This window comes from Amycolatopsis sp. NPDC004378 (genome assembly GCF_053602455.1).
The window spans coordinates 153,973-177,645 of sequence record NZ_JBSGDR010000008.1 but is presented as its reverse complement, the minus strand read 5'-3'; the positions used below and the strand labels follow the sequence as shown (position 1 = coordinate 177,645).

Annotated in this window: 22 protein-coding genes; 12 read left to right on the top strand and 10 right to left on the bottom strand. The window is 71.2% G+C overall.

Features of this window, described 5'->3' with window-relative positions; translation table 11 throughout:
- Window positions 1-9: 9 nt before the first annotated feature.
- The 3 genes from ACWEN0_RS24335 to ACWEN0_RS24325 are packed head-to-tail and all read right to left on the bottom strand — an operon-like array spanning window position 10 to window position 2,143.
- Complete coding sequence (locus ACWEN0_RS24335) at window positions 10-789, bottom strand: purine-nucleoside phosphorylase (protein WP_451977629.1); 780 nt, start codon at window positions 787-789, stop codon at window positions 10-12.
- Window positions 786-1,205, bottom strand: a complete 420-nt coding sequence (locus ACWEN0_RS24330; RefSeq protein WP_451977626.1) for an ABA4-like family protein — start codon at window positions 1,203-1,205, stop codon at window positions 786-788. Before ACWEN0_RS24330 ends, ACWEN0_RS24335 begins: the two co-directional genes overlap by 4 nt.
- Entirely contained in the window at window positions 1,202-2,143 is a 942-nt protein-coding gene (locus tag ACWEN0_RS24325; RefSeq protein ID WP_451977623.1) for a hypothetical protein, read from the bottom strand. The genes ACWEN0_RS24330 and ACWEN0_RS24325 overlap by 4 nt, the downstream gene beginning before the upstream one ends.
- Window positions 2,144-2,256: 113 nt before the next feature.
- On the opposite strand from ACWEN0_RS24325, the gene ACWEN0_RS24320 reads away from it, so the two are divergent.
- Complete coding sequence (locus ACWEN0_RS24320) at window positions 2,257-2,889, top strand: MerR family transcriptional regulator (protein WP_451978161.1); 633 nt, start codon at window positions 2,257-2,259, stop codon at window positions 2,887-2,889.
- Here the strand turns inward: ACWEN0_RS24320 and ACWEN0_RS24315 are convergent.
- Window positions 2,886-4,607, bottom strand: a complete 1,722-nt coding sequence (locus tag ACWEN0_RS24315; protein WP_451978158.1) for a serine/threonine-protein kinase — start codon at window positions 4,605-4,607, stop codon at window positions 2,886-2,888. The two genes, ACWEN0_RS24320 and ACWEN0_RS24315, sit on opposite strands and share 4 nt — an antisense overlap.
- Before the next feature lie 123 nt (window positions 4,608-4,730).
- Here ACWEN0_RS24315 and ACWEN0_RS24310 point away from each other — a divergent pair, with 123 nt between their 5' ends.
- The 6 genes from ACWEN0_RS24310 (at window position 4,731) to ACWEN0_RS24285 (ending at window position 12,628) form a co-directional block, all read left to right on the top strand.
- Complete coding sequence (locus tag ACWEN0_RS24310) at window positions 4,731-6,566, top strand: methylmalonyl-CoA mutase family protein (protein ID WP_451977620.1); 1,836 nt, start codon at window positions 4,731-4,733, stop codon at window positions 6,564-6,566.
- The gene (gene scpA / locus ACWEN0_RS24305; protein WP_451977617.1) at window positions 6,563-8,731 is read left to right on the top strand and encodes a methylmalonyl-CoA mutase; all 2,169 of its coding nucleotides are present in this window, start codon (window positions 6,563-6,565) and stop codon (window positions 8,729-8,731) included. The genes ACWEN0_RS24310 and scpA overlap by 4 nt, the downstream gene beginning before the upstream one ends.
- A 3-nt stretch (window positions 8,732-8,734) precedes the next feature.
- A complete protein-coding gene (meaB, locus tag ACWEN0_RS24300; RefSeq protein ID WP_451977614.1) occupies window positions 8,735-9,730 on the top strand; it encodes a methylmalonyl Co-A mutase-associated GTPase MeaB in 996 nt (331 codons plus the stop codon).
- Window positions 9,731-9,780: 50 nt separating this feature from the next.
- Window positions 9,781-10,083 carry a hypothetical protein gene (locus ACWEN0_RS24295; RefSeq protein ID WP_451977611.1) on the top strand — a complete coding sequence of 101 codons (303 nt, stop codon included), beginning with the start codon at window positions 9,781-9,783 and terminating at the stop codon, window positions 10,081-10,083.
- 197 nt (window positions 10,084-10,280) lie between these two features.
- The gene (locus ACWEN0_RS24290; protein WP_451977608.1) at window positions 10,281-11,582 is read left to right on the top strand and encodes an amidohydrolase; all 1,302 of its coding nucleotides are present in this window, start codon (window positions 10,281-10,283) and stop codon (window positions 11,580-11,582) included.
- A gap of 203 nt (window positions 11,583-11,785) precedes the next feature.
- On the top strand, window positions 11,786-12,628 hold the full coding sequence (locus ACWEN0_RS24285) for an endonuclease domain-containing protein (protein WP_451978155.1): 843 nt from the start codon (window positions 11,786-11,788) through the stop codon (window positions 12,626-12,628).
- A 53-nt stretch (window positions 12,629-12,681) separates the two neighbouring features.
- Here ACWEN0_RS24285 and ACWEN0_RS24280 read toward each other — a convergent pair whose 3' ends face one another.
- Window positions 12,682-13,134 (bottom strand): gamma-glutamylcyclotransferase, encoded by a 453-nt coding sequence (locus ACWEN0_RS24280; protein WP_451977605.1) that lies wholly within the window; start codon window positions 13,132-13,134, stop codon window positions 12,682-12,684.
- A gap of 127 nt (window positions 13,135-13,261) precedes the next feature.
- On the opposite strand from ACWEN0_RS24280, the gene ACWEN0_RS24275 reads away from it, so the two are divergent.
- From ACWEN0_RS24275 to ACWEN0_RS24260, 4 genes are all read left to right on the top strand, one after another.
- A complete protein-coding gene (locus ACWEN0_RS24275) occupies window positions 13,262-14,662 on the top strand; it encodes an NAD(P)H-quinone dehydrogenase (RefSeq protein ID WP_451977602.1) in 1,401 nt (466 codons plus the stop codon).
- Window positions 14,663-14,734: 72 nt separating this feature from the next.
- Complete coding sequence (locus ACWEN0_RS24270) at window positions 14,735-15,181, top strand: hypothetical protein (RefSeq protein WP_451977599.1); 447 nt, start codon at window positions 14,735-14,737, stop codon at window positions 15,179-15,181.
- Between the two features lie 195 nt (window positions 15,182-15,376).
- Window positions 15,377-16,024 carry a class F sortase gene (locus ACWEN0_RS24265; RefSeq protein WP_451977596.1) on the top strand — a complete coding sequence of 216 codons (648 nt, stop codon included), beginning with the start codon at window positions 15,377-15,379 and terminating at the stop codon, window positions 16,022-16,024.
- An 88-nt stretch (window positions 16,025-16,112) separates the two neighbouring features.
- Entirely contained in the window at window positions 16,113-16,916 is an 804-nt protein-coding gene (locus ACWEN0_RS24260; RefSeq protein ID WP_451977593.1) for a VOC family protein, read from the top strand.
- 44 nt (window positions 16,917-16,960) lie between these two features.
- On the opposite strand, the gene glpK is transcribed toward ACWEN0_RS24260, so the two are convergent.
- A complete protein-coding gene (gene glpK / locus ACWEN0_RS24255) occupies window positions 16,961-18,475 on the bottom strand; it encodes a glycerol kinase GlpK (RefSeq protein ID WP_451977590.1) in 1,515 nt (504 codons plus the stop codon).
- A 31-nt stretch (window positions 18,476-18,506) separates the two neighbouring features.
- Window positions 18,507-19,256, bottom strand: coding sequence for an MIP/aquaporin family protein (locus ACWEN0_RS24250; RefSeq protein WP_451977587.1), 750 nt, complete (start codon window positions 19,254-19,256; stop codon window positions 18,507-18,509).
- A 336-nt stretch (window positions 19,257-19,592) separates the two neighbouring features.
- Between ACWEN0_RS24250 and ACWEN0_RS24245 the strand changes: the two genes are divergently transcribed.
- Window positions 19,593-21,326: a glycerol-3-phosphate dehydrogenase/oxidase gene (locus ACWEN0_RS24245; RefSeq protein ID WP_451977584.1), complete on the top strand. Its 1,734-nt coding sequence runs from the start codon at window positions 19,593-19,595 to the stop codon at window positions 21,324-21,326.
- Window positions 21,327-21,399: 73 nt separating this feature from the next.
- Here the strand turns inward: ACWEN0_RS24245 and ACWEN0_RS24240 are convergent, their stop codons facing one another.
- The 3 genes from ACWEN0_RS24240 to ACWEN0_RS24230 all read right to left on the bottom strand — a co-directional run bounded on the left by ACWEN0_RS24240 (window position 21,400) and on the right by ACWEN0_RS24230 (window position 23,668).
- Window positions 21,400-21,930, bottom strand: a complete 531-nt coding sequence (locus ACWEN0_RS24240) for a GNAT family N-acetyltransferase (RefSeq protein WP_451977582.1) — start codon at window positions 21,928-21,930, stop codon at window positions 21,400-21,402.
- A 147-nt stretch (window positions 21,931-22,077) separates the two neighbouring features.
- A complete protein-coding gene (locus ACWEN0_RS24235) occupies window positions 22,078-23,256 on the bottom strand; it encodes a histidine kinase (RefSeq protein WP_451978152.1) in 1,179 nt (392 codons plus the stop codon).
- A gap of 22 nt (window positions 23,257-23,278) precedes the next feature.
- The gene (locus ACWEN0_RS24230) at window positions 23,279-23,668 is read right to left on the bottom strand and encodes a DUF1707 SHOCT-like domain-containing protein (RefSeq protein WP_451977580.1); all 390 of its coding nucleotides are present in this window, start codon (window positions 23,666-23,668) and stop codon (window positions 23,279-23,281) included.
- Window positions 23,669-23,673 lie beyond the last annotated feature (5 nt).

The window sequence follows — 23,673 nt, the reverse complement described above, 5'->3', positions numbered from 1 at the left end:
CCATTCCGGTCAGGCGCGGGAGACCAGCTCCCGCAGCAGGGAGCCCATCTTCGTGGCCGCGGCGCGGCCGGCTTCCAGGACCTCTTCGTGGTTCAGCGGCTCGCCGGTCATGCCCGCGGCCAGGTTCGTGACCAGGGACAGGCCGAACACCTCGACGCCGGCCGCGCGGGCCGCGATCGCCTCCAGGACCGTCGACATGCCGACCAGGTCCGCGCCCAGCGTGCGCAGCATCCGGATCTCCGCCGGCGTCTCGAAGTGCGGCCCGGTCAGGCCCGCGTAGACGCCTTCCTCCAGCGACGGGTCGATCTCGCGGGCGATGCCGCGCAGCCGCGCCGAGTACAGGTCGGTCAGGTCGACGAAGTTCGCCCCGACGATCGGGGAACGCGCCGTCAGGTTCAGGTGGTCGGAGATCAGCACCGGCTGCCCGACGCGGAACCCTTCGCGCAGCCCGCCCGCCGCGTTGGTCAGCAGCACCGTCCGGACGCCCGCCGCCGCGGCCGTGCGCACGTTGTGCACGACCGGGTCGATGCCCTTGCCCTCGTAGAAGTGCGTCCGCCCCAGCATGACCAGGACGTTCTTGCCGTCGATCTTCAGCGAGCGGATGGTGCCGCCGTGGCCCACCGCGCCGGGCGTGGTGAAGCCGGGCAGTTCGGCGAACGGGATCTCCGTCTCGCACTCCCCGATGACGTCCGCCGCCGGGCGCCAGCCCGATCCCAGGACCACCGCGATGTCGTGCGCGTCCACGCCGGTGCGCTTGGCGATGGCGGCCGCGGCCTCGTGTTCAGTCATGCCAGGGAGCGTATCCGGACGGCCCGGACCACGAGGAACACCACCAGCCCGAACGGCGAGAGGAAGATCGTCAGCAGCAGGATCGGGCTGACGACCCACGGCGAGATGCCCCGCTCGCGCCCCTCGAAGTACATCCACCGCGCGACGAACAGGTCGAACGCGATGAGGTGCGCCCAGACGAGCCCGGCGCCCCACGGCGTGGCCAGCAGGGTCCGCAGCACCCCGAGGTCGGGCGAGAGCATCGCCCGGCCCCACTCGCCGAAGTGCGACAGTTCGAGCGCGAAGTAGCAGACGAGCGGCAGGAGCGGTACCCACGGCGACCGCATGACGCGCGCGGTCCACCGCCACTCCGGCGCCAGGATCATCAGCGCCCAGAACGGCGCCGCCAGCGGGAACGCGAGGCCGAAGAGGGTCATCGGACGCGCACCGCGGCCCAGGACCCGAGCCCGACGCCCGCCACGAGCACGGCGAACGCGCCCAGCGTCAGCGCGTCCGGGTGCACGAGCGGCTGCGCCCGCAGCGCCTGCCACGTCACCAGCCCGGTCAGGCCCGCGTACCCGGCCGCGCCGACGAGGACGAGCCGCGCGCGGACGACGTCGTCGCGCAGCCGGGCGAAGCGCGGGGCCAGGGCCGCCAGCGCGATGGCCAGCAACGGCAGCGCCTGCAGCGCGTGCATCCCGACGAAGTGCGGGATCCGCAGGTCGCCGGCGACCGTGCTCCAGCCGAGGATCGGCAGGCCGGGGCCGCCGTCGGGGAGCCCGACCGTGTGCGCGCCGACCATGTCCGGCCGCCCGCCCGCCTGCCACTGCGCGAGCTGCTGCGCGGTCGGGTTCGTCATCAGGATGCCGAGCGAGATCCCGACGAGCGACAGCACGGCGCCGGCGCGCACGGCCCAGAAGCTCGCCCGGTCTTCGAGCTTCGTGAACATCACCAGCACGGTCAGCGCCAGCGTCGCGACCCAGAGCCCGATGATCATCTTGGCCATCACGCCGTAGATCGCGGCGTCCAGCGGGGTCGCGACGTTGAAGTGGCTCGCCCGGCCGCGCACGGCCTGGACCACGAGCAGGAAGTACTCGGCGCCGAAGATCAGCACCAGGAAGTTCGTCAGCCGGCCCGCCGTGCGCCGGAACCGCGGCAGCAGCGAGACGAGCCAGCTCCAGGTGGCGAAGTAGAGCGCGCCGGACACCGCGAACTTGAACGGCTTGGCCCAGATCGGTGCGCCCTCGAGGGTCCGCTGGTCGAGGAGCAGCGCGGCGACGCACAGCACCGCGACCACCCCCAAGGTGGCGGCGGCGACCGCGGACGGCCGGTGCCACCCGTGGGTCCGGCTTCGGACGTCGGCGAGGATGGTCATGGTCCCTCCCAGAACGGATAGTCAAACTCTCCGTTATGGGAAGCTAAGCTATCCATACTGAGAAGTCTTCAGGGTTGACCCGGAGTCCCACCCTGGGATCGGAGCGGATGCGCATGCGGATGGCCGAACTGAGCGCCGAGTCGGGCGTGCCGGTCGCGACCGTCAAGTACTACCTGCGCGAAGGCCTGCTCCCGGCGGGCGAGCGCACCAGCCCCAACCAGGCCCGCTACTCCGCGGCGCACGTCCAGCGGCTGCGGCTGGTCAAGGCCCTGACCGAAGTCGGCGGACTGCCGCTGGCCTCGGTCGGCGCGGTCCTCGCGGCGATCGACGGCGACCAGACCCCGCACGAGACGATGGGCGTCGTCCAGCAGGAGCTGGCCGGGACCCCGCCGAAGGTGTCGGAAGAGGCCGCCGCGTGGGCGACCGCGCTGCTCCGGGACTTCGCCGAGCGCCACGGCTGGAAGTGGCACGAGCCCGAGAACCGGACGGTCGGCAACCTGGTCGCCGCCTTGGCCACGGCGAAGGAGCTCGGGCACGAGAAGTTCGCCGACCGCCTCGACGAGTACTTCGGGCTGGCGGTGCGCGTCGCGGAACTCGACGTCGAGGTCGTGACCGGGTTGACGTCGTTCGACAAGATCATCGAGGCGGGCCTGGTCGCCACCGTGCTGGGCGACCGGATCTTCACCGGCCTGCGGCACCTCGCCCAGGAACGCGTCTCCCGCGAGATCCTGGACCGGGCACCCTAGTCCGAGACCTTCAGCGTCGGCGCGACGCGGTCGAAGACGTCTTCCCTGGCCGCAGTCTCCTGCACGGCCGGCGCGGTGACCGAGAGGACCCACAGGCTGGTGCCCGCCTCGATCAGGTTCGCGAACGTCACGCGGGCGCCGCCGGTCTGCTCGCCCTGGGGCAGGGCGGCGCCCTCGGTGACGCGGTAGGTCAGCGACGTGCCCTTGCCGTCCGGCATCTTCTGCGTCGGGAAGAACACGAGCCCGTTGTCGGCGTTGGACTGCTTCAGCCAGGCGATGTACTCGTCGTCGTTGTCGAACTGGGCGAAGTACTTCGTCAGCCGCTCGAGCCGCAGCGACCGGCGCCCGTCCGGCGAGACGTACTGGATGGCCAGGCTCAGCCCGAACTTGGTGTTGTGCGGGGCGACGAACCGCTGCCAGCCCTCCGGCACGTCGAGGGTGAACTGCCCGCCGTCGCCGTTGGTGTAGCTGCCGTTGCCGGTCTGGGACACCAGGTTCGGCGCCGGCACCTCGGTCGGCTCGTTCGGCGTGCCCGCCGGCGCGGCGGCCGGGGGGAAGAGCGACTGCCCGCCGACCGTCCTGGCCAGCGCGAACCCGCCGCCCGCGGCCACCAGGAACAGCAGCACGGCGACGGCGATGAGCACGACGGTCGCCGCGGTGGTGCGCCGTCCGGGCCGCGGCTGCGGGACGAACACCGTTGCTGGCTCCGGGGTGGACGCGGGTGCCGGGGCGGGCGGCCGCAGGAACGGCAGCGGGCCGGGGTCGGCGGCGAGCTCGCTGCTCGACCCCTCGGCCTTCTTCTCCGGCTTCTCCGGCAGGACGGTCTTGATCACCTGGGTGTCGGACGCGTCCGGCTGCGCGGACGTCTTCTTGCCGTCCGGCGTGTGGAACAGCTCGGGCCCGAACAGGTCGAGCGGCGTCTTCGTCTGCAGCGGGTAGAGCCGGTGGCGGACGTCGCGCAGGGTGATCCGGTCGCCGGGCTCCTTCTTCATCAGCGCGCCGATGACGTCGGCCAGCGGACCGGCCTTGGGGGCGGGCACCTTGCCGTTGACGACCTTGCCGACGGTCTCCAGCGGGTCGCCGTCGGCGTCGTACGGCGGCGCGCCCTCGACCGCGGCGAACAGCGTCGCGCCCAGGCCCCAGAGGTCCGCGGCCGGCGTGACGGCGCCGCCCGAGGCGACCTCCGGCGCGATGTAGGCGGGGGAGCCGAGCATGATCCCGGTGCGGGTCATGGTCGCCTCGGAGACGTTGCGCGCGATGCCGAAGTCGGTCAGCTTGATCCGGCCGTCGCTGGCGACCAGGACGTTGCCGGGCTTGACGTCGCGGTGGGTGATCCCGGCGGCGTGCGCGGCCTCCAGCGCGGACGCCACGGCGATGCCGACGGCGGCCGCCTGGCCGACGGTCAGCGGCCCGTGGTCGCGCAGGATGTGCGCGAGGCTGCGCGAAGGCAGCAGTTCCATGACCACGAACGGCTGGTCGTCCTCGCGGGCGACGTCGTGCAGGATGATCACGTTCGGGTGAGAGAGGACGGCGATCGCGCGGGCTTCGCGCAGGGTGCGTTCCCGCAGCTCGTCCGCCTGCGACGCCGGGATGCCCGGCGGCACCTTCATCTCCTTGACGGCCACCTGGCGGTGCAGGAACTCGTCGTAGGCCGACCACACCGTGCCCATCGAGCCGGAGCCGAGCACCGAACGCAGCCGGTAACGACCGGCGACCACTCGTGTCTCTTCGCTGGAGGGGGGCACCCCCTGATTGTGTCGTACGCGACCGACCCTTATCTGCTTAGGGGCGCGACTAGAGTCACAGGTCGGACGCGGCCCGTGCCTCTACCATCACTGGGTATGACTGAAGTGGCCGGTCCGGAGTCAGCGCCGATCTCCGAACTCGACCTGGCGGCCGAGTTCCCCCAGGCGACGCGCGAGCAGTGGCAGGAGCTCGTCGCCGGTGTCCTGCGCAAGAGCGGCAAGCTGCCGGAGGACTTCGCGGGTGCCCCGGAGAGCAAGCTCGTCACGCGGACCTACGACGGGATCGAGATCCAGCCGCTGTACACGGCGGAAGACGTGCCGGGCGAAACCGGCTTCCCGGGGTTGCCGCCGTTCGTGCGCGGGTCCCGCCCGGACGGCCAGGTCAGCACCGGCTGGGACGTCCGCGCCCGCTTCACCGGCGAGGACGCGCGCGCGGTCAACAAGGCGATCCTCGCCGACCTCGAAGGCGGCGTGACGTCGATCTGGCTGTCCGTCCCGCCCGCTTCGCTGGCCGACGCGCTCAACGAGGTCTACCTCGACCTGGCGCCGGTCGTCCTGGACGCGGGCGCCTCGTACGAAGAAGCCGCCGCCGCGTTGTTCGAGTTGTTCGACGAGCGCGAGATCCCGGCGAGCGAGGCCACCGCCGTGCTGGGCGCCGACCCGATCGGGCTGGCGGCGCGCACCGGCTCGCCCGCCGACCTCGGACCGGCCGCCGCGCTCGCCGCGCGTGTCGCCGCGAAGTACCCGAAGGTGCGCACGATCGTCGCCGACGGCTTGCCGTTCCACGAGGCCGGCGGGTCGGACGCGCAGGAGCTGGGCGCGCTGGTCGCCGCCGGCGTCGCCTACCTGCGTTCGCTGACGGACGCGGGTCTCGACGTCGAGGCCGCGGCCGGGCAGCTCGAGTTCCGGATCGCCGCGACGGCCGACCAGTTCTCCACCATCGCGAAGCTGCGCGCGGCCCGCCGCCTCTGGGCGCGCGTCGCCGAGGTGTGCGGCTTCTCGTCGCCGATGCGCCAGCACGCCGTGACGTCGCCGGCGATGCTGACGCGCCGCGACCCGTGGGTGAACATGCTGCGCACGACGGTCGCCTGCTTCGGCGCGGGCGTCGGCGGCGCGGACGCCGTCACGGTGCTGCCGTTCGACGCCGCGATCGGCAAGCCCGACGCCTTCGCCGCGCGGATCGCCCGCAACACCCACGCCGTGCTGCTGGAGGAGTCCAAGCTGGCCGGCGTGGCCGACCCGGCGGGCGGCTCCTGGTACGTCGAGAAGCTGACCGACGACCTCGCGCACGCGGCCTGGGCGGAGTTCACCGCCATCGAATCCGCGGGTGGCCTGGTCGAGGAGCTTTCTTCCGGCGCGCTGGCCGGGCGGCTCGCTTCGACGTGGGAGAAGCGCTCGAAGCGGATCGCCACCCGCCGCGACCCGCTCACCGGCGTCAGCGAGTTCCCGAACCTGGCCGAGAAGCCGGTGACCCGGGAGCCACTCGAGTCCACTGTGGAAGGCGGGCTGCCGCGGCACCGCTACGCCGAAGGCTTCGAGGCGCTTCGCGACGCTTCGGACGCGTACCTCGCTTCGCACGGTGAGCGGCCCAAGATCTTCCTCGCGACGCTCGGCCCGGTCGCCGCGCACACGGCGCGGGCCGGGTTCGCGGCCAACCTGTTCCAGGCGGGCGGGATCGAAGCCGTCAACCCGGGCGCGACCGACGACCTGCCGGGCGCGTTCCGCGAGTCCGGCGCGAAGATCGCCTGTCTCTGCGGCACGGACGACGCGTACGCCGCTTCGGCGGCCGAAGTCGCCGCGTCCCTCGGCGCCGAGTTTTTGCTGGTGGCGGGCAAGGGTACCTATGACGGAGTGGACGCCAACGTCTTCGCCGGCTGCGATGCCCTCGACGTCCTGAACGGCCTGCACGTCAAGCTGGGAGTCACCCGATGAGCATCCCGAACTTCGCCGGCCTCGACCTCGGCACGCCGTCGCCGGGTGACCGCGACGCCTGGGTTCGCGCGGTCCAGGAAGCCACCGGCAAGGGCCCGGACGCCCTGGACTGGGAGACGCCCGAGGGCATCGGCGTCAAGCCGGTCTACACGGCGGACGACCTGTCCGATGTGGACTTCCTGGGCACGTACCCGGGCATCGCGCCGTTCCTGCGCGGCCCGTACCCGACGATGTACGTCAACCAGCCGTGGACCATCCGCCAGTACGCCGGGTTCTCGACGGCCGAGGAGTCCAACGCCTTCTACCGCCGCAACCTCGCCGCCGGGCAGAAAGGGCTTTCGGTCGCCTTCGACCTGGCCACCCACCGCGGCTACGACTCCGACCACCCGCGCGTCTCCGGCGACGTCGGCATGGCGGGCGTCGCGATCGACTCGATCTACGACATGCGGCAGCTCTTCGACGGGATTCCGCTGGACAAGATGTCGGTGTCGATGACGATGAACGGCGCGGTGCTGCCGGTGCTCGCGCTGTACGTCGTCGCGGCCGAGGAGCAGGGCGTCAAACCGGAGCAGCTCGCGGGGACCATCCAGAACGACATCCTCAAGGAGTTCATGGTCCGCAACACCTACATCTACCCGCCGCAGCCGTCGATGCGGATCATCTCCGACATCTTCTCCTTCACTTCGCAGCACATGCCGAAGTACAACTCGATCTCCATCTCCGGCTACCACATGCAGGAAGCCGGGGCGACCGCCGACCTGGAGCTGGCGTACACGCTCGCCGACGGCGTCGAGTACCTCCGCTCGGGCGTCGACGCCGGGCTGAGCGTCGACAAGTTCGCGCCGCGGCTGTCGTTCTTCTGGGCGATCGGCATGAACTTCTTCATGGAGGTCGCGAAGCTGCGCGCGGCACGGCTCCTGTGGGCGAAGCTGGTGAAGGGCTTCTCGCCGGAAAACTCCAAGTCCCTTTCGCTGCGGACGCATTCGCAGACGTCGGGCTGGTCGCTGACCGCGCAGGACGTCTACAACAACGTCGTGCGGACGTGCGTCGAGGCGATGGCCGCGACCCAGGGGCACACGCAGTCGCTGCACACGAACGCGCTCGACGAGGCGTTGGCGCTGCCGACCGACTTCTCCGCGCGGATTGCGCGCAACACGCAGCTGCTGCTGCAGCAGGAGTCCGGCACCACGCGCGTGATCGACCCGTGGGGCGGCAGCGCCTTCGTCGAGAAGCTGACCTACGACCTCGCGCGCAAGGCGTGGGGCCACATCAGCGAGGTCGAGCAGGCCGGCGGCATGGCCAAGGCGATCGACGCGGGCATCCCCAAGCTGCGCATCGAAGAGGCCGCCGCACGCACGCAGGCCCGCATCGACTCCGGCCGCCAGCCCGTCATCGGCGTCAACAAGTACCAGGTCACCGACGACGAAGAGATCGACGTCCTCAAGGTCGACAACGCGGGCGTCCGGACGCAGCAGCTGGAGAAGCTGCGGCGGCTGCGCGACGAGCGCGACTCCCAGGCGACCGAGGACGCGCTGCGGCGGCTGACCGAGGGCGCCGGGAACGGCGGAAACCTCCTGGAGCTGGCCATCGGCGCGGCCCGGGCGAAGGCCACCGTCGGCGAGATCTCCGACGCGCTCGAGAAGCTCTGGGGCCGGCACTCCGGGCAGATCCGGACGATTTCGGGCGTCTACCGCGAAGAGGTGGGTAAGTCGCAGAACGTCGAGAAGGCGCGTCAGCTCGTCGAAGAGTTCGCCGCGGAGGAGGGCCGCCGGCCCCGGATCCTGGTCGCGAAGATGGGCCAGGACGGGCACGACCGCGGCCAGAAGGTGATCGCGACGGGCTTCGCCGACATCGGCTTCGACGTCGACGTCGGCCCGCTGTTCTCCACCCCGGCCGAGGTCGCGCGGCAGGCGATCGAGGCGGACGTGCACGTCGTCGGCGTCTCGTCGCTGGCCGCCGGGCACCTTTCGCTGGTGCCGGCGCTGCGCCACGAGCTCGCCGAGCTGGGCCGCGAGGACATCATGGTCGTGGTCGGCGGCGTCATCCCGCCGCAGGACTACCCGGCGCTGCGCGAGGCCGGCGCCGCCGCGATCTTCGGGCCCGGCACGGTGCTCGCGGACGCGGCCATCGACCTGCTCGGCCAGCTGACGGCGCAGGAGTCCTGACCCTTGCCGCGCAAGATCGACGTCACCGCCTACGCGAAGGGCGTGCTGGCGGGCGACCGCGGAACGCTGTCGAAGGCGATCACGCTGGTCGAGTCGCAGCGGGAAGACCACCGCGCGCTGGCCCAGGAGCTGCTGGTCGAGCTGCTGCCGTCGGCCGGCGGCGCGCGGCGCATCGGGATCACCGGCGTGCCCGGTGTCGGCAAGTCGACATTCATCGACCAGCTGGGCACCGACCTGACCGCGGCCGGCCACCGCGTGGCCGTGCTGGCCGTCGACCCGTCGTCGACGCGCACCGGCGGGTCGATCCTCGGCGACAAGACCCGCATGGCGCGCCTGGCGGTCGACGAACGGGCGTTCATCCGGCCGTCGCCGACGTCCGGGACGCTGGGCGGCGTCGCGCGGGCGACGCGCGAAACGATCGTCCTGATGGAAGCCGCCGGCTACGACACCGTGCTGGTGGAGACGGTCGGCGTCGGGCAGTCCGAGGTGACCGTGGCGAACATGGTCGACTGCTTCCTCTTCCTGACGCTGGCCCGCACCGGCGACCAGCTGCAGGGCATCAAGAAGGGCGTGCTGGAGCTCGCCGACGTCATCGCGGTCAACAAGGCCGACGGCGACCACGAGCGGGACGCCCGCAAGGCCGCCAGGGAGCTCTCGGGCGCGCTGCGGATGATCTACGGGCCCGAGGCGTCGTGGACCCCGCCCGTGCTGACCTGCAGCGGCCTGCACAACCTGCGTCTCGACGAAGTCTGGGGTGCGATCGAGACGCACCGCGACACGCTCTCGGCGTCCGGCGAACTCGACGCCCGCCGCCGGCAGCAGCAGGTCGACTGGACGTGGGCGATGGTCCGCGAGCAGCTGCTGAGTCGCCTGGCGGCACATCCGGACGTGCGAACGGTCGTTCCCGACGTCGAACGGGCGGTGCGAGACGGTGAGCTGACGGCTACCCTCGGTGCTCAGCGGATCCTCGACGCGTTCAGTCCACCTCGTGGTGGCTGACAGCCGGGGCGGTCCGCGGGGAGAATGCCTGGTCGTGGCGAAGGGATGACATGGCGAAACTGCGGGGTCTGGTCCTGGTCGGGCTGCTGGGCGCGGTGCTGTTCACCGCGTCGCCGGCGCTGGCCGAGCCGGTGCGCCCGGCGGCCGTCACGGTGGCCGTGACGCACGCCGGAGCGGCGTTCGCGCCTGCTCAGACCCAGCCGCCGGGCCCGGTCCTCGACCCGGCCCAGACCGACAAGGCGAACACCCAGAAGACGAAGAACAAGCTGATCGCGGGCTTGATCGCGGTCGTCCTGCTCGGCGTCGTCATCTGGGGCCGGCGGATCCGTTCGAAGCGGGCCAAGGGGTCCTGACGCCTTCGGCTTTGCCGAAATCCTGCACGCCGTTCAACGCAGATCCAGTACCGGCCATCTCGGACGGCCACGTTGGAGGCGCGCCTTGCCTCCTGCATGGTGCACGATCGTCTGCAAATGCGTACGACAGATCGATCGGCACGATGCGTGACCCCAGCCGCTGCGCGGGTTACCCGTGTTGCGGGAGGAGGTGCGGCGTGACGGTGTTGGACTCACGGCCGGACGTTCCAGGCGACCCCCATGGGCGCATGATGACCCCTATGGAGGGGCCTGAGGCGCTCATTTCCGAAGCCGGCGTAAGCATGGCTCCCGTGGAGGACCTTGGTGCGGGCCGCGGCCCGTTCTGGCTCGACGACTGGCTGCGCGCCAACGCGACCGACGTGCTCGCCTGGCGCCGGCACATCCACGCGCACCCGGAGCTGTCGCGGCACGAGTTCGCGACCACGGAACTGGTCGTCACGCTGCTGCGCACCGTCGGGCTCAAGCCGTGGGTGCTGCCCGGCGGCACCGGCGTCGTCTGCGACATCGGCAGCGGCGAGCGGTGCGTGGCGCTGCGCGCGGACATGGACGCGCTGCCGCTCACCGAGGCGACCGGGCTGCCCTACGCGTCGACCGTCGAGGGCGCGGCGCACATGTGCGGCCACGACGCCCACACGGCGATCCTGCTGGGCGCGGCCCGTGCCCTGGCCGGCGCGCCGGAGCTGCCCGGCCGCGTCCGGCTGATCTTCCAGCCCGCCGAGGAGGTCATGCCCGGCGGCGCGCTGGACATGATCGCCGCGGGCGCGCTGGAGGGCGTCGAGCGGATCTACGGCCTGCACTGCGACCCGCGGCTCGAGGTCGGCAAGGTCGGCATGCGCGTCGGCGCCCTGACGTCGGCGGCGGACCTGATCGAGCTGCGCCTGACGTCCCCGGGCGGCCACACGTCCCGGCCGCACCTGACCGCCGACCTGGTCCACGCGCTGGGCACGGTGATCACGGGCCTGCCGGCGCTGCTGTCGCGCCGCGTCGACCCGCGGTCGGGAACGGTCCTGGTCTGGGGCGCGGTCCACGCGGGCCAGGCGGCCAACGCGGTCCCGCAGGACGGCGTCCTGCGCGGCACGCTGCGCACGGCGGACCACGAGGTCTGGACGGCGCTGGAGCCCCTGGTCGCCTCTTCGGTGGAGTCCCTGCTGGCGCCGACCGGTGTCGGCTTCTCCCTGGACTACCGCCGCGGCGTCCCCCCGGTGGTCTCGGACGCCGAGTCGACGACCTTGATGCGCGCGGGCACCGAAGCCGCCCTGGGCGAGGCCGCCGTGGCTTCGACCGAGCAGTCCTCGGGCGGCGAAGACTTCGGCTGGTACCTGGAGCACGTCCAGGGCGCCTTCGCCCGGCTGGGCGTCTGGCCAGGCGACCCGGAACCCCAGTCCGACATCCACCGCCCGACGTTCATCCTGGACGAACGAGCGCTGCTCTGCGGAGTCCGAACCCTGGTCCACACAGCCCTAGCCACCCTCGCCTAGTGATGCCCCTCCAATCACGCGTGATGCCTCCCCAGACACGAGTGATGCCTCTTTCCGCACAGGGTTATCCACAGCCATAGCGAGTTGTCCACAGGTCACGGAATCGGCCCTTCCCTTCGACGCGGGAAGGGCCGATTCTCGAGTTCATGATCGATTGGGGAGGACGACATGGGGCGGTTTCACGGGCCGAGGCTGATCGGGTTCTGGGGCGGCGGGCGGTGCTCGAAGGGCTGGCGACGGGGGTGCTCGCGCAGCCCTGGCGCGGCGTGCTCATCCACGCGGCCGATTCGCTGAACCTGCGGACGCTGGCTCAGGCCGCGTTGATCCACGTCGGGCAGCCCGCTGCCCTGTCCGGAGCGACTTCCCTTGCGCTGCATGGGTTTTCGACTGCCGGGAACACGGTGATCCACCTGTCCGTACCGCCGGCGAAACGGGCGCGTTCGAAGCCTGGACTGGTCGTGCACCGGGCCGAATTCGAGCCTTCGGACGTGATCGAACTCGACGGTCTTCCGGCGTTCTCGCTCGACCTGGCCCTCGCCGACCACCTCTGCGACGGCGACCCGCACACCGCCTTCGCGACGCTCGACCAGGCCATGGCCGGGCTCTCGCCGGACCATTGCCGGACCCTCCGGGACAACGTCCGCGACCGCCTCGTCGACCGCCGGGACCGGCGAGGTATCCACAGGGGGCAGATGCTGCTGGCGCTGGCGACGGGCAGGGCCGAATCACCGCCGGAGAGCATCCTCCGGCTGATCGTGGTCGAGGCAGGGTTCCCGGTTCCGGAAGCGCAGTTCGAGATCACCGCGATCGACGGCCGTCGGCTCTACGTCCTCGACATCGCCTGGCCCGAGCTCCGGATCGCCCTCGAGTACGACGGCTTCGCGGCGCACGAGGAACGGCACGAGCGCGACGCCGAACGGGACGAGCGGATGGCCGGCCGGGGGTGGCTCACCATCCGCGCGACGGCGGTCGATCTGCGGGAGCCGGGCCGTGTCCTCGCCGAGTTACGAGACGCGTTCAAGCTCCGATCGGGGCATCACGCGTGATCGGAGGGGCATCACGCGTGATCAGGAGGGCATCACGCGTGATTGGAGGGGCATCAGCCGGTGATGCCGGAGCAGGGGCGGGTGCGGAGGTCGTCGACGTAGTCGGCGGGCGCACCGGCGGCCTCCGCGGCATCGGCCAGCACGCCCAGGTAACGCGCGGAAGGCAGGCCGCCCTCGTAGGCGTCCAGGACGTAGAGCCACGCCAGCGCCGAGCCGTCCATCGTCTGGACGCGCAAGCGGATCTTCGAGTGGATCCCCAGCTCGCCGCCTTCCCAGCGGTCCAGCCCGGCCTCGTCCAGCGACGTCACGTCGTAGAGAACGACGAAGACCCGGGAGGCCGGGTCCTCGACGATCGTGGCCAGGGCACCTTCCCAGCCGAGGTCCTCGCCGCCGAAGGTCAGGCGCCACCCCTCCAGCCAGCCGGTGCCGGCCATCGGCGAGTGCGGCGCGCGCTCCAGCATCTGGGCGGGCTCCATGTTCGATCCGTACGCGGCATACAACGGCACGCCGACAGCGTAGCGACACCTTCCTCGCCCGAGCGGACGCACTCGCCGTGTTCGCCCACTTCAGTGTCCGGTCACCTTCGCCGCGTACGGTGTGAGCACCGCAAGCTCAGCCCAGAGGAGGACCCAGGTGACCAGGATCGTGATCATGGGCGGGGGCCCGGCCGGCTACGAAGCCGCGCTGGTCGCAGCCCAGCACGGCGCCGACGTCACGATCGTCGAGAAGGACGGCCTGGGCGGCGCCTGCGTGCTCTACGACTGCGTTCCGTCGAAGACGTTCATCGCGAGCTCCGGCGCCCTGGCGAAGATGCACGACCTCGGCGAGCTCGGCATCAACACCGACCTGGCGGACACCAGCATCGACCTCCCGACCGTCCACGGCCGGGTGAAGGGGCTCGCGCTCGCCCAGTCCGCCGACATCCGCGCCCGCGTCCAGCGCGAGGGCGTCCGCGTCCTCATCGGCGAGGCGCGCTTCTGCGACGAGGAGCCCGGCCTCGCGACGCACAAGGTCGCCGTGACGACGGCCGAGGGCACCGAGAAGCTGCCCGCCGACGTCGTCCTGATCGCCACCGGCGCGACCCCGCGCGTGCTGCCCGGCGCGGTGCCCGACGGCGAGCGCATCCTCGACTGGCGCCAGCTCTACGAGCTCGACGAACTGCCCGAGCACCTCGCCGTGATCGGCTCGGGCGTCACCGGCGCCGAGTTCGCGTCCGCCTACACCGAGATGGGCGTCAAGGTCACCGTCGTCTCCAGCCGTGACCGTGTCCTCCCGCACGAGGACGCGGACGCTGCCGCGGTGCTCGAAGAGGTCTTCTCGCAGCGCGGCACGACCGTCGCGAAGCAGGCGCGCGCCGACCGCGTCGAGCGCACCGAAAAGGGCGTCGAGATCTTCCTCGCCGACGGCCGCGTGATCGAAGCCAGCCACGCGCTGATGACCGTCGGGTCGGTGCCCAACACCAAGGACATCGGCCTCGACAAGGTCGGCATCTCGCCCGGCCCCGGCGGGTTCATCACCGTCGACCGCGTTTCGCGCACCTCCGTTCCCGGGATCTACGCCGCCGGCGACTGCACCGGCGTGCTCATGCTGGCCTCGGTGGCGAGCATGCAGGGCCGCATCGCGATGTGGCACGCGCTGGGCGAAGGCGTCGCGCCGATCAAGCTCAAGACCGTCGCCGCCAACGTGTTCACCCACCCGGAGATCGCCACCGTCGGCATCAGCCAGCAGGCGATCGACTCCGGCGAGGTGCCCGCGCGCACCATCATGCTGCCCCTGGCCACCAACGCGCGCGCGAAGATGGAGGGCCTCCGCCGAGGCTTTGTGAAGCTGTTCTGCCGCCCCGCCACCGGCGTGGTCGTCGGTGGAGTCGTCGTGGCGCCGCAGGCGAGCGAGCTCATCCTTCCCATCGCGCTCGCCGTCCAGAACCAGCTCACAGTGGACCACCTGGCACTGACATTTTCGGTGTACCCGTCGCTGTCGGGCTCGATCACCGAGGCCGGGCGCCAGCTCATGCGCCACGACGATCTCGACTGACGAAGCACGCAACCCTGCGCGTCTCGTCGCGTCTTGTCGGTTGTAAGGCTGAAGAACGTGAAGGGTGCGAAGGTGCGCAAGACGGTGGTTTTCGTTGCGGCAGCGGTGATCGGGGCGACGGCGCTGGCGGCGCCCGCGACAGCGCAGCAGAGCACCAGTCCCAGCGCGCCCGCCGGCAGCGTCCAGCTCAACGTCAACACCGCGATCAACAAGACGCTCGTGGACAAGTACGTCCGCGACGCGCCGAACGTCGCGCTGGCGAAGTGCGAAGGCGCTTCGCCGGCGTTCTCCTCGCCGGCGCTGACCTTCTCCAACTACACCCCGGGCCCGTTCATGGGCGTCGACGCGAACATCAGCGCGGACGCCGCGCTCAAGCCGGGCACCGGGGCGGGGACGTACCCGCTGACCGTGACGTGCGGCGGAAACACCTACCGCACCCAGTTCACGGTTCCCGCGCCGCAGGTTTCGAGGGTGCCGTCCGGTGCCGCGAAAGCGGGCGACGGGAGCATGGCCGGCTGATCGAAGCAGCACCGAAAAACCGCCTCGGAGCACGCTCCGGGGCGGTTTTTCACGAGCACCCGGCGCAGGTTGCGAAGGTGCCCGAGGGCGCGCCGCAGCGGTCTCCTGCCGGCGCGACGGATCCGGCGGCGCCCCTGAACCGGCGCGGCGAGCGGGGGTAACGTCAGGCCACCCTGAGAAGCACGAGGGGAGAGCATGACCACGAGGATCACGAACCGGCGGGGCCTGCTGATCGCCGTCGTCGTGGCGCTGCTGGTGGCGCTGGCGGTCCTGGCCCTGACGCTCGGCGGCGGGCCTGGAGCGCCGACCGCGCAGCCGCCGCCCGCCCGGTCCGTCGCGGTGAACCCGGCACCCGCGGCCGGCGGCCGGGACGCCGTCGCGGCGCTGCCGAAGTCCGATCCGGTCTCGATCGACATCCCGAAGATCGGCGCGCACTCGTCGCTGGTCCCGCTGGGGGTCAACGCGGACAACACGATCCAGGTGCCCCCGGTGACCACACCGCTGCAGGCCGGCTGGTACACCTACGCGCCGACGCCCGGCGAGGTCGGCCCCGCCATCGTGCTGGGGCACGTCGACGGCAACCACCAGAAAGGCATCTTCTACCGGCTCAAGGAACTGGCCGCCGGCGACCGCGTCTCGATCGCGCGCAAGGACGGGAGCACGGCGCTGTTCGAGGTGACAAAAGTGCACCAGGTGCCGAAACAGGACTTCGAGAACGAAGGCGTCTACGACGACACAGCGGGCCCTGAACTGCGGCTGATCACCTGCGGCGGCGTCTTCGACCGGAGCGCGCACAACTACGTCGACAACATCGTCGTCTACGCCAAGCTCGTCGCCTCCTGAGGTCCTTCGGCCCTGGTTTTGTCGGTGGTGGGTGCCAGACTGTGTCGGCCGTCACCCGAGGCGGCACGGACGAGGGTTGGGAGACGAGATGTTGTTCCGGGACGAGCGCTGGCCTGACGGCACGCCCAGCTGGGTGGACCTGATGGTGCCGGACCAGGCGAAAGCGGTGGCGTTCTACAGCGGTCTGTTCGGCTGGGACGTGCAGACGGGCGGTGAGGAAACCGGCTTCTACGGCATGGCGGAGCTGAGCGGCCGTCCCGTCGCCGGGATCGGCCAAACCCCACCGGGACAGGAAATGCCCGCGGTGTGGACGACTTACCTGTCGGTGTCCGACGTGGACAAGACGGCCACGGCGATCACCGAGGCCGGCGGCCAGATCGTCATGCCGGTGATGGAAGTGATGAAGGAAGGCCGGATGGCCGTCGCGGCCGACCCGGCGGGCGCGGTCTTCGGCCTGTGGGAACCCGGCCACCACCTGGGCACCCAGGTCACGGCGGCACCCGGCACGCTGGCGTGGAACGAGTGCATGAGCCGCGACTACCCGGCGGCGAAGGCGTTCTACGAGCAGGTCTTCGGGTACGGCTTCCAGGACCTGTCCAACGACGACTTCACGTACGCGGTGCTGCTGGTCGACGGCCGCCCGGTCGGCGGTCTCGGCGCGCTGCCCGCCTCGGTGCCGGCCGAGGTCCCGTCGAACTGGTCGACGTACTTCTCGGTGGCGGACGCGGACGCCAGCGCCGCGAAGGTGGTCGAACTCGGCGGCCAGGCGCTGGACCAGCCGTTCGACTCGCCGTACGGCCGCCAGGTGCGGGTCGTCGACGACCAGGGCGTGCCGTTCCTGGTCATCGCGCCGAACGAGCGGTCCGGGAAGCCGGAGGGCTGGGACGACTGACCGAGCGGGCCGGAGGCGCCTGCGACGCCCCCGGCCCGAGCCGGTCAGTCCTCTTCGGAGACCCAGTCGAAGGTCTTCGTGACGGCCTTCTTCCAGTTGCGGAACTCGCGCTCGCGGCGGGAGTCGTCCATGGCCGGCTCCCACTGCTTGTCCTGGGCCCAGTTGGTGCGGATGTCGTCTTCGGACTTCCAGAACCCGACCGCCAGCCCGGCGGCGTAGGCGGCGCCCAGCGCGGTGGTCTCGTTGACCACCGGGCGGATCACCGGCACGCCCAGGATGTCGGCCTGGAACTGCATGAGCAGCTCGTTGACGACCATTCCGCCGTCCACCTTGAGGGAGGTCAGCGCAACACCGGAGTCCGCGTTCATGGCTTCGAGCACCTCGCGCGTCTGGAAGGCCGTGGCCTCCAGGACGGCGCGGGCGAGGTGGCCCTTGTTCACGAACCGGGTGAGCCCGACGATCGCGCCGCGAGCGTCGGATCGCCAGTAAGGAGCGAACAGACCCGAGAACGCCGGGACGAAGTACGCGCCGCCGTTGTCCTCGACGCTGCGCGCGTGCTCCTCGATCTCGGCCGCGGTCGTGATCATGCCGAGGTTGTCGCGCAGCCACTGCACCAGCGAGCCGGTCACCGCGATGGAGCCTTCCAGCGCGTAGACCGTGTCGTTCGAGCCGATCTTGTAGCAGACCGTGGTGAGCAGCCCGTTCTCCGACATCACCTTTTCGGTGCCGGTGTTGAGCAGCATGAAGTTGCCGGTGCCGTAGGTGTTCTTGGCTTCGCCGGGCGAGAGGCAGGCCTGGCCGAACGTCGCGGCCTGCTGGTCGCCCAGGATGCCCGCGATCGGCACGCCGGCGAGCGCGCCCTTCTCACGGACCTTGCCGTACTCCTCGGACGAGGAGCGGATCTCCGGCAGCATCGAAAGGGGGATGCCCATCTCACCGGCGATCTCGGCGTCCCACTGCAGGGTGTCGAGGTCCATCAGCATGGTGCGGGAGGCGTTGGTCGGGTCGGTGACGTGCACCCCGCCGTTGGCGCCGCCGGTCATGTTCCACAGCACCCAGGTGTCCATGTTGCCGAAGATCAGGTCACCGGCTCCGGCCTTCTCGCGCGCGCCTTCGACGTTGTCGAGGATCCACTTGATCTTCGGGCCGGAGAAGTACGTCGCGAGCGGGAGGCCGACCTTCGCGCGGTAGCGCTCCTGGCCGCCGCCGAGGTTGCCGAGCTCGGTGACGATCTTGTCGGTGCGGGTGTCCTGCCAGACGATCGCGTTGTACACCGGCTTGCCGGTCGTCTTGTCCCAGACCAGCGACGTTTCGCGCTGGTTGGTGATGCCGACGGCGGCGATGTCGCTGGCGTGGATGTCGGCCTTGGCCAGCGCGCCCGCGGCGACCTGGCGCGTGTTCTCCCAGATCTCTTCGGCGTTGTGCTCGACCCAGCCGGCGCGCGGGAAGATCTGCTCGTGCTCGCGCTGGTCGACGGCGACCACGCGGCCTTCGTGGTTGAAGATCATGCACCGGGTCGACGTGGTGCCCTGGTCGATCGCGGCTACGTACGAAGTCATGTGTGCTCCAGGAATCCGTTGGGTGAGGCGATCAGGTCAGGTTGTGCACGCCGAGGTAGAGCAGCGCGGCGAGCGCGCCACCGGCCAGCGGGCCGACGACCGGGATCCACGAGTAGCCCCAGTTGGCGTTCGCCTTGTTCCTGATCGGCAGCAGGAACGCGTACGCGATGCGCGGGCCGAGGTCGCGGGCCGGGTTGATGGCGTAGCCCGTCGGCCCGCCGAGCGAGGTACCGATCACGAGGACGACGAACGAAACGCCCGCGTAGCCGAGCGCGGAGTTGCCGAAGTTCGGGGTGCCGCCGTCGCCCGTGGCGAACACCGGGCTGAGCAGGATCCAGGCGACCAGGACGAACGTGCCGATGACCTCGGTGACGAGGTTCCACACGGTGTTCGGGATCTGCGGTGCGGTGGAGAAGATCCCGAGCGTGTTCTCGGGTTCGGGGTGGTCGTCGAACTGCAGCTTGTAGGCCGCCCAGCAGAGCACGGCGCCGATGATCGCGCCGGCGAACTGGCCGATGAGGTAGAAGGGCACGTCGGCCCACTTGGTCTTGTTCGCGATGGCCAGGCCCAGGGTGACCGCGGGGTTCAGGTGCGCGCCGCTGGGCGCGGCGATGCTGGCGCCGGTGAACACACCGAACGCCCAGCCGAAGTTGATGAACAGGAACCCTGCGTTGTGACCGTTGTTCTTGCGAAGCACGTGGTTGGCGACGACACCGTTGCCGAGCAGGATCAGCGCGGCCGTTCCCAGTAGTTCCCAGACGATTATTGCCCCAGCACTCACCGCTGCACCTCCACACTGGACACTCTGCGCAGGGTCGATCACGGCGTGCCACGGCACCGTTGCCGACCCACGTCCGCGCGACGTTACCGGGGCGTAGAAGCGGATTCCAAGCACCGGGTAGCCGAATCTTTTTACCCGTCCGATCGAAAGCCGGCGGATACGCGCCGCGGCCGACACGCACGAGGTGCCGGTTTCCGCCGTGGTTGCAGCGGATCGGTGAACCGGAGGCACGGCAAGATCGCGGAGGGTTACGCCACACGTGTCGTCCGTGGACGGGCGGATGATCACCAGGTCGTGCGATGCTGGAAGCCTCGCCAGCACGAGGAGGAATGTCACGTGGCGCAGCACGCAGCGGAGACGAACCCGGCTCGACTCGGCCCGGTCCGGCGGGAAGAGACCTGGCAACGGCTCGGCAAGGAGACCTTCGACCTCGTCGTCATCGGTGGCGGCGTGGTCGGCGCGGGCACGGCGCTGGACGCCGCGACGCGCGGGCTGCGGGTCGCGCTCGTCGAGGCCCGTGACCTCGCATCGGGGACGTCGAGCCGGTCGAGCAAGCTCTTCCACGGCGGCCTGCGCTACCTGGAGCAGCTCGAGTTCGGGCTGGTCCGCGAGGCGCTGCGCGAGCGGGAGCTGATGCTCACGACGATCGCGCCGCACCTGGTGAAGCCGGTCAGCTTCCTGTACCCGCTGACGCACCGCGTGTGGGAACGGCCGTACACCGCAGCCGGCCTGCTGATGTACGACACGATGGGCGGCGCCCGCAGCGTCCCCGGCCAGAAGCACCTGACGCGCGCGGGCGCGCTGCGGATGGTGCCGGCGCTCAAGCGGTCCGCGCTGATCGGCGGGATCCGCTACTACGACGCGCAGTCCGACGACGCCCGCCACACGATGACCGTGGCGCGCACGGCGGCGCACTACGGCGCGGTCGTGCGGACGTCGACGCAGGTCGTCGGGTTCCTGCGCGAAGCCGACCGGGTGTCGGGCGTGCGCGTGCGCGACGTCGAGGACGGCCGCGAGACGGAGATTTCGGCCGCCGCGGTGATCAACTGCACCGGCGTCTGGACCGACGAGCTGCAACGGCTCTCGGGCGGCCGCGGGCGGTTCCGCGTGCGCGCCAGCAAGGGCGTGCACATCGTCGTGCCGCGTGACCGGATCGTGTCGGAGTCGGGGATGATCCTGCGCACCGAGAAGTCGGTGCTGTTCGTGATCCCGTGGCGCAACCACTGGATCGTCGGGACGACGGACACGGACTGGAACCTGGACCTGGCGCACCCGGCGGCGACGAAGCACGACATCGACTACCTGCTCGAGCACGTCAACAGCGTCCTGGCGACGCCGCTGACGCACGACGACATCGAAGGCGTGTACGCGGGCCTTCGCCCGTTGCTGGCGGGGGAGAGCGAAGAGACGTCGAAGCTCTCGCGCGAGCACGCGGTGGCGCGGGTGGCGCCGGGCCTGGTCGCGATCGCCGGTGGCAAGTACACGACGTACCGGGTGATGGCGGCGGACGCCGTCGACGCGGCGGCGGTCGACCTGCCGGGCCGCTCGCAGCCGTCGATCACGGACAAGGTCCCGCTGCTGGGCGCGGACGGCTACCACGCGCTGGTCAACCAGGCCGACCACCTCGCCGCCGAGCACGGCCTGCACCCCTACCGGGTGAGGCACCTGCTGGACCGCTACGGCTCCCTGGTCAACGAGGTCCTGGCCTCGGCGGAGGGCCGCCCGGAGCTGCTGAAGCCGATCGAACACGCCCCGGACTACCTGGGCGTCGAGGTGGTGTACGCGGCTTCGCACGAGGGCGCGCTGCACCTGGAGGACGTCCTGGCCCGCCGCACGCGCATCTCGATCGAGTACGCGCACCGCGGCGTGGACTGCGCCGAGCAGGTGGCCGGCCTGGTGGGCGAGGTCCTCGGCTGGTCACCCGAAACGGTGAAACGCGAGATCGAGGTCTACAACGCCCGTGTGGAGGCGGAGCGCGAGTCCCAGTCCCAGCCGAGCGACGAGGCGGCGGACGCCCTGCGCTCGGCGGCCCCGGAGGCCCGGGCGGGCATCGTGGAGCCGGTGAGCTGAACTGTCCACAGCCTGGCCGAGTTGCCGCCGAAGGCGAGCGGCCGGGACCAACGGCGTCGCGCGAGGCTCGCCGTCAGGATGTGCGGTGCCAGCGGATCAGGCGTTCGCCCGTCGGGGCCCGGTCGGCCTCCGGGCCGACCAGGGTGAACCCGCACCGCTCCGCCACGATCGCCGACGCCGTGTTGCTCTCCTCGTAGCGATACGTGACTTCCGACAGCTCCAGACCACCGAAGCCGAAGCGCAACGCCGCGTTCAGCGCCGTCGTCGCGATGCCCTTGCCGCGCTCTGCCGGGTGGACCCAGACCGTCGCCTCCGCGTACGCCGCGGGGAGGTTCAGCTCGCGGAGGCCCACTTCGCCCAGCAATCTGCCCGATGTCGGCTCGGCGATCGCCCATGAGCAGCGCTCGTCGCCTGCCCATTGGGCTGCTCGCAGCGCTACGTACTCCGTTGCCTCGTCGAGGGTTCGCAAGCGGTAGTTCAGCACGTACTTGCGGTGCGTCGGGTCCGCGAACGCCTCCATCAGCACCTGCCGGTCGTCGAGGTGCCGGTCGGCGCGCAGTTGGCGCAGGTAGTACGTGCCCGCGTTGATCTCCACCGGTTCCACTCCACCCAGCCTAGCCAGGCCGCGAGACCGCCGGGTGATCACGTGGGGTCAGAGCAGCCTCGCTGAGGAACAGCCGGGCCGCCTCGCCGACGACGTGGTCCGCCGCGCCCGCGCACGATCGGGTGGTCGTCGGCCAGAGGACGCGGATCACGCCTGAATCGCCGGGACCTGGGCGTTCACGGCCGTGCCGCCGCCGGGCGTGCTCTCGATCGACAGCGTGCCCGCGACCCGCCGGACCCGCTGGCGCATCCCGTCGAGGCCGAAGCCGGTGCCCTCGCCGCGGTCGCCGGGCCGGAAGCCGACGCCGTCGTCGACGACGGCGAGCAGCACGACGTCGTCCGAATAGGACAGTGTCAGCCCGACTCGCGACGCCTTCGCGTGCTTCTCCGCGTTGGCCAGGGCTTCCTGCGCGACGCGGTAGAGCGCGACCTCCAGGTCCGGCAGCAGCGGCCGGGGATCGCCGGTCGTCTCCGCGCGGACGTCGATCCCCGAGGTGGCCGCGACGCGCCGGGCCAGCTCGGAAAGCGCTTCCGGCAGGTGGGCCGCGTCGAGGGGCTCCGGCCGCAACGCCTGCACCGCGCGACGCGCCTCGCCGAGGCTGTCGCGCGCGAGCGCGCGCACCAGCTCCAGCCGCCGGGCGCGCTCGGGGCCGTCCGCGCTGTCGGCGGCCTGCAGCTGCGTGACGATCCCGGTCAGGCCCTGGGCCAGCGTGTCGTGGATTTCGCGGGCCATCCGCTGCCGCTCGTCGTGCACGCCCGCGTCGCGTGCGCGGGCGACGAGCTGCGCGTGCAGGGCCGCGTTCTCGTCCAACGCGGCTTCGAGCCGCACGTTCAGCTTCCGCCGCGTCTCGCTTTCGGCGCCGACGAACCAGGCGGCGTACAGCAACGGCCCGGCCAGCGACAGGACGAGCACCCAAGTCGGGCTCGGCGACCCGGAGTTGGCGGCCAGCAGCGGCAGCATCGCCGTCGCGGCGACCGCGAAGAAGCCCCAACGCGCCGGGAAGAGCACGAAGGCGAGCGGGTAGCCGAAGGACGCGAAGCCCATGAACGTGTCGTTGCGCGCGGCCAGCACGGTCGCGAGCGCGAGCACGCCGGCGTAGTAGGCGGCGGCCGGCCACGGGTGCGTCGCGCGGTGGGGGAACAGCGGGATCAGCAGCGGCACCCACAGCGCCGCGACCACCACGAAGACCAGCGTGGTGCCCCCGTGCGCGTCGCGGCCGCCCCAGATCACGCACGCGGCGAGCGCGGCCAGGCCGACGCCGGTGAAGACCGGCCCCGCCAGCCGTTCGCCTCGGGCGTTCAGCGCACCGCCCGGAACCACGCCCATCACGCCGTTGATTCTCACAGGCTCAGCGCCGCCGGCGGACTCCCGCGAGCGCCGCGACCACCAGCGGCAGCGCGACCGAGATGATCAGCAGCCGGCCGCGGGACAGGATGAGCACCACGATCGCGAGGACGATCGCGATCGGGACCGCGCTGCGGGTCAGGAACGTCGACAGGGCGCTTTCGCCGGGCATGACCGGCACCTGGGGCGCGGTGGCCCCGTTGAGCAGCGCGCTGGGGCGCGGCGACGGCAGGTCGTCGAACAGCGGGACGAGTTCACTGACCCGCTTCGCCGCGGTCACCTTCGCCGAGCGCGTGCCGTACTCGTCGATGTCGAGCCGGCCGCTGCGGACGTGTTCTTCGAGGACGTCCAGGGCGTCCTGGCGTTCGGCGTCGCTCAGCCGCATGTCGCCCACGGCCG

Excerpts from the sequence above, each read along its gene's own strand:
- glpK (WP_451977590.1), bottom strand. The coding sequence starts at position 18,475 with ATGACTTCGTACGTAGCCGCGATCGACCAGGGCACCACGTCGACCCGG.
- ACWEN0_RS24325 (WP_451977623.1), bottom strand. The coding sequence starts at position 2,143 with ATGACCATCCTCGCCGACGTCCGAAGCCGGACCCACGGGTGGCACCGG.
- scpA (WP_451977617.1), top strand. The coding sequence starts at position 6,563 with ATGAGCATCCCGAACTTCGCCGGCCTCGACCTCGGCACGCCGTCGCCG.
- ACWEN0_RS24235 (WP_451978152.1), bottom strand. The coding sequence starts at position 23,256 with ATGGGCGTGGTTCCGGGCGGTGCGCTGAACGCCCGAGGCGAACGGCTG.
- ACWEN0_RS24320 (WP_451978161.1), top strand. The coding sequence starts at position 2,257 with ATGCGGATGGCCGAACTGAGCGCCGAGTCGGGCGTGCCGGTCGCGACC.
- ACWEN0_RS24295 (WP_451977611.1), top strand. The coding sequence starts at position 9,781 with ATGGCGAAACTGCGGGGTCTGGTCCTGGTCGGGCTGCTGGGCGCGGTG.
- ACWEN0_RS24330 (WP_451977626.1), bottom strand. The coding sequence starts at position 1,205 with ATGACCCTCTTCGGCCTCGCGTTCCCGCTGGCGGCGCCGTTCTGGGCG.
- ACWEN0_RS24265 (WP_451977596.1), top strand. The coding sequence starts at position 15,377 with ATGACCACGAGGATCACGAACCGGCGGGGCCTGCTGATCGCCGTCGTC.
- ACWEN0_RS24310 (WP_451977620.1), top strand. The coding sequence starts at position 4,731 with ATGACTGAAGTGGCCGGTCCGGAGTCAGCGCCGATCTCCGAACTCGAC.
- ACWEN0_RS24260 (WP_451977593.1), top strand. The coding sequence starts at position 16,113 with ATGTTGTTCCGGGACGAGCGCTGGCCTGACGGCACGCCCAGCTGGGTG.
- ACWEN0_RS24335 (WP_451977629.1), bottom strand. The coding sequence starts at position 789 with ATGACTGAACACGAGGCCGCGGCCGCCATCGCCAAGCGCACCGGCGTG.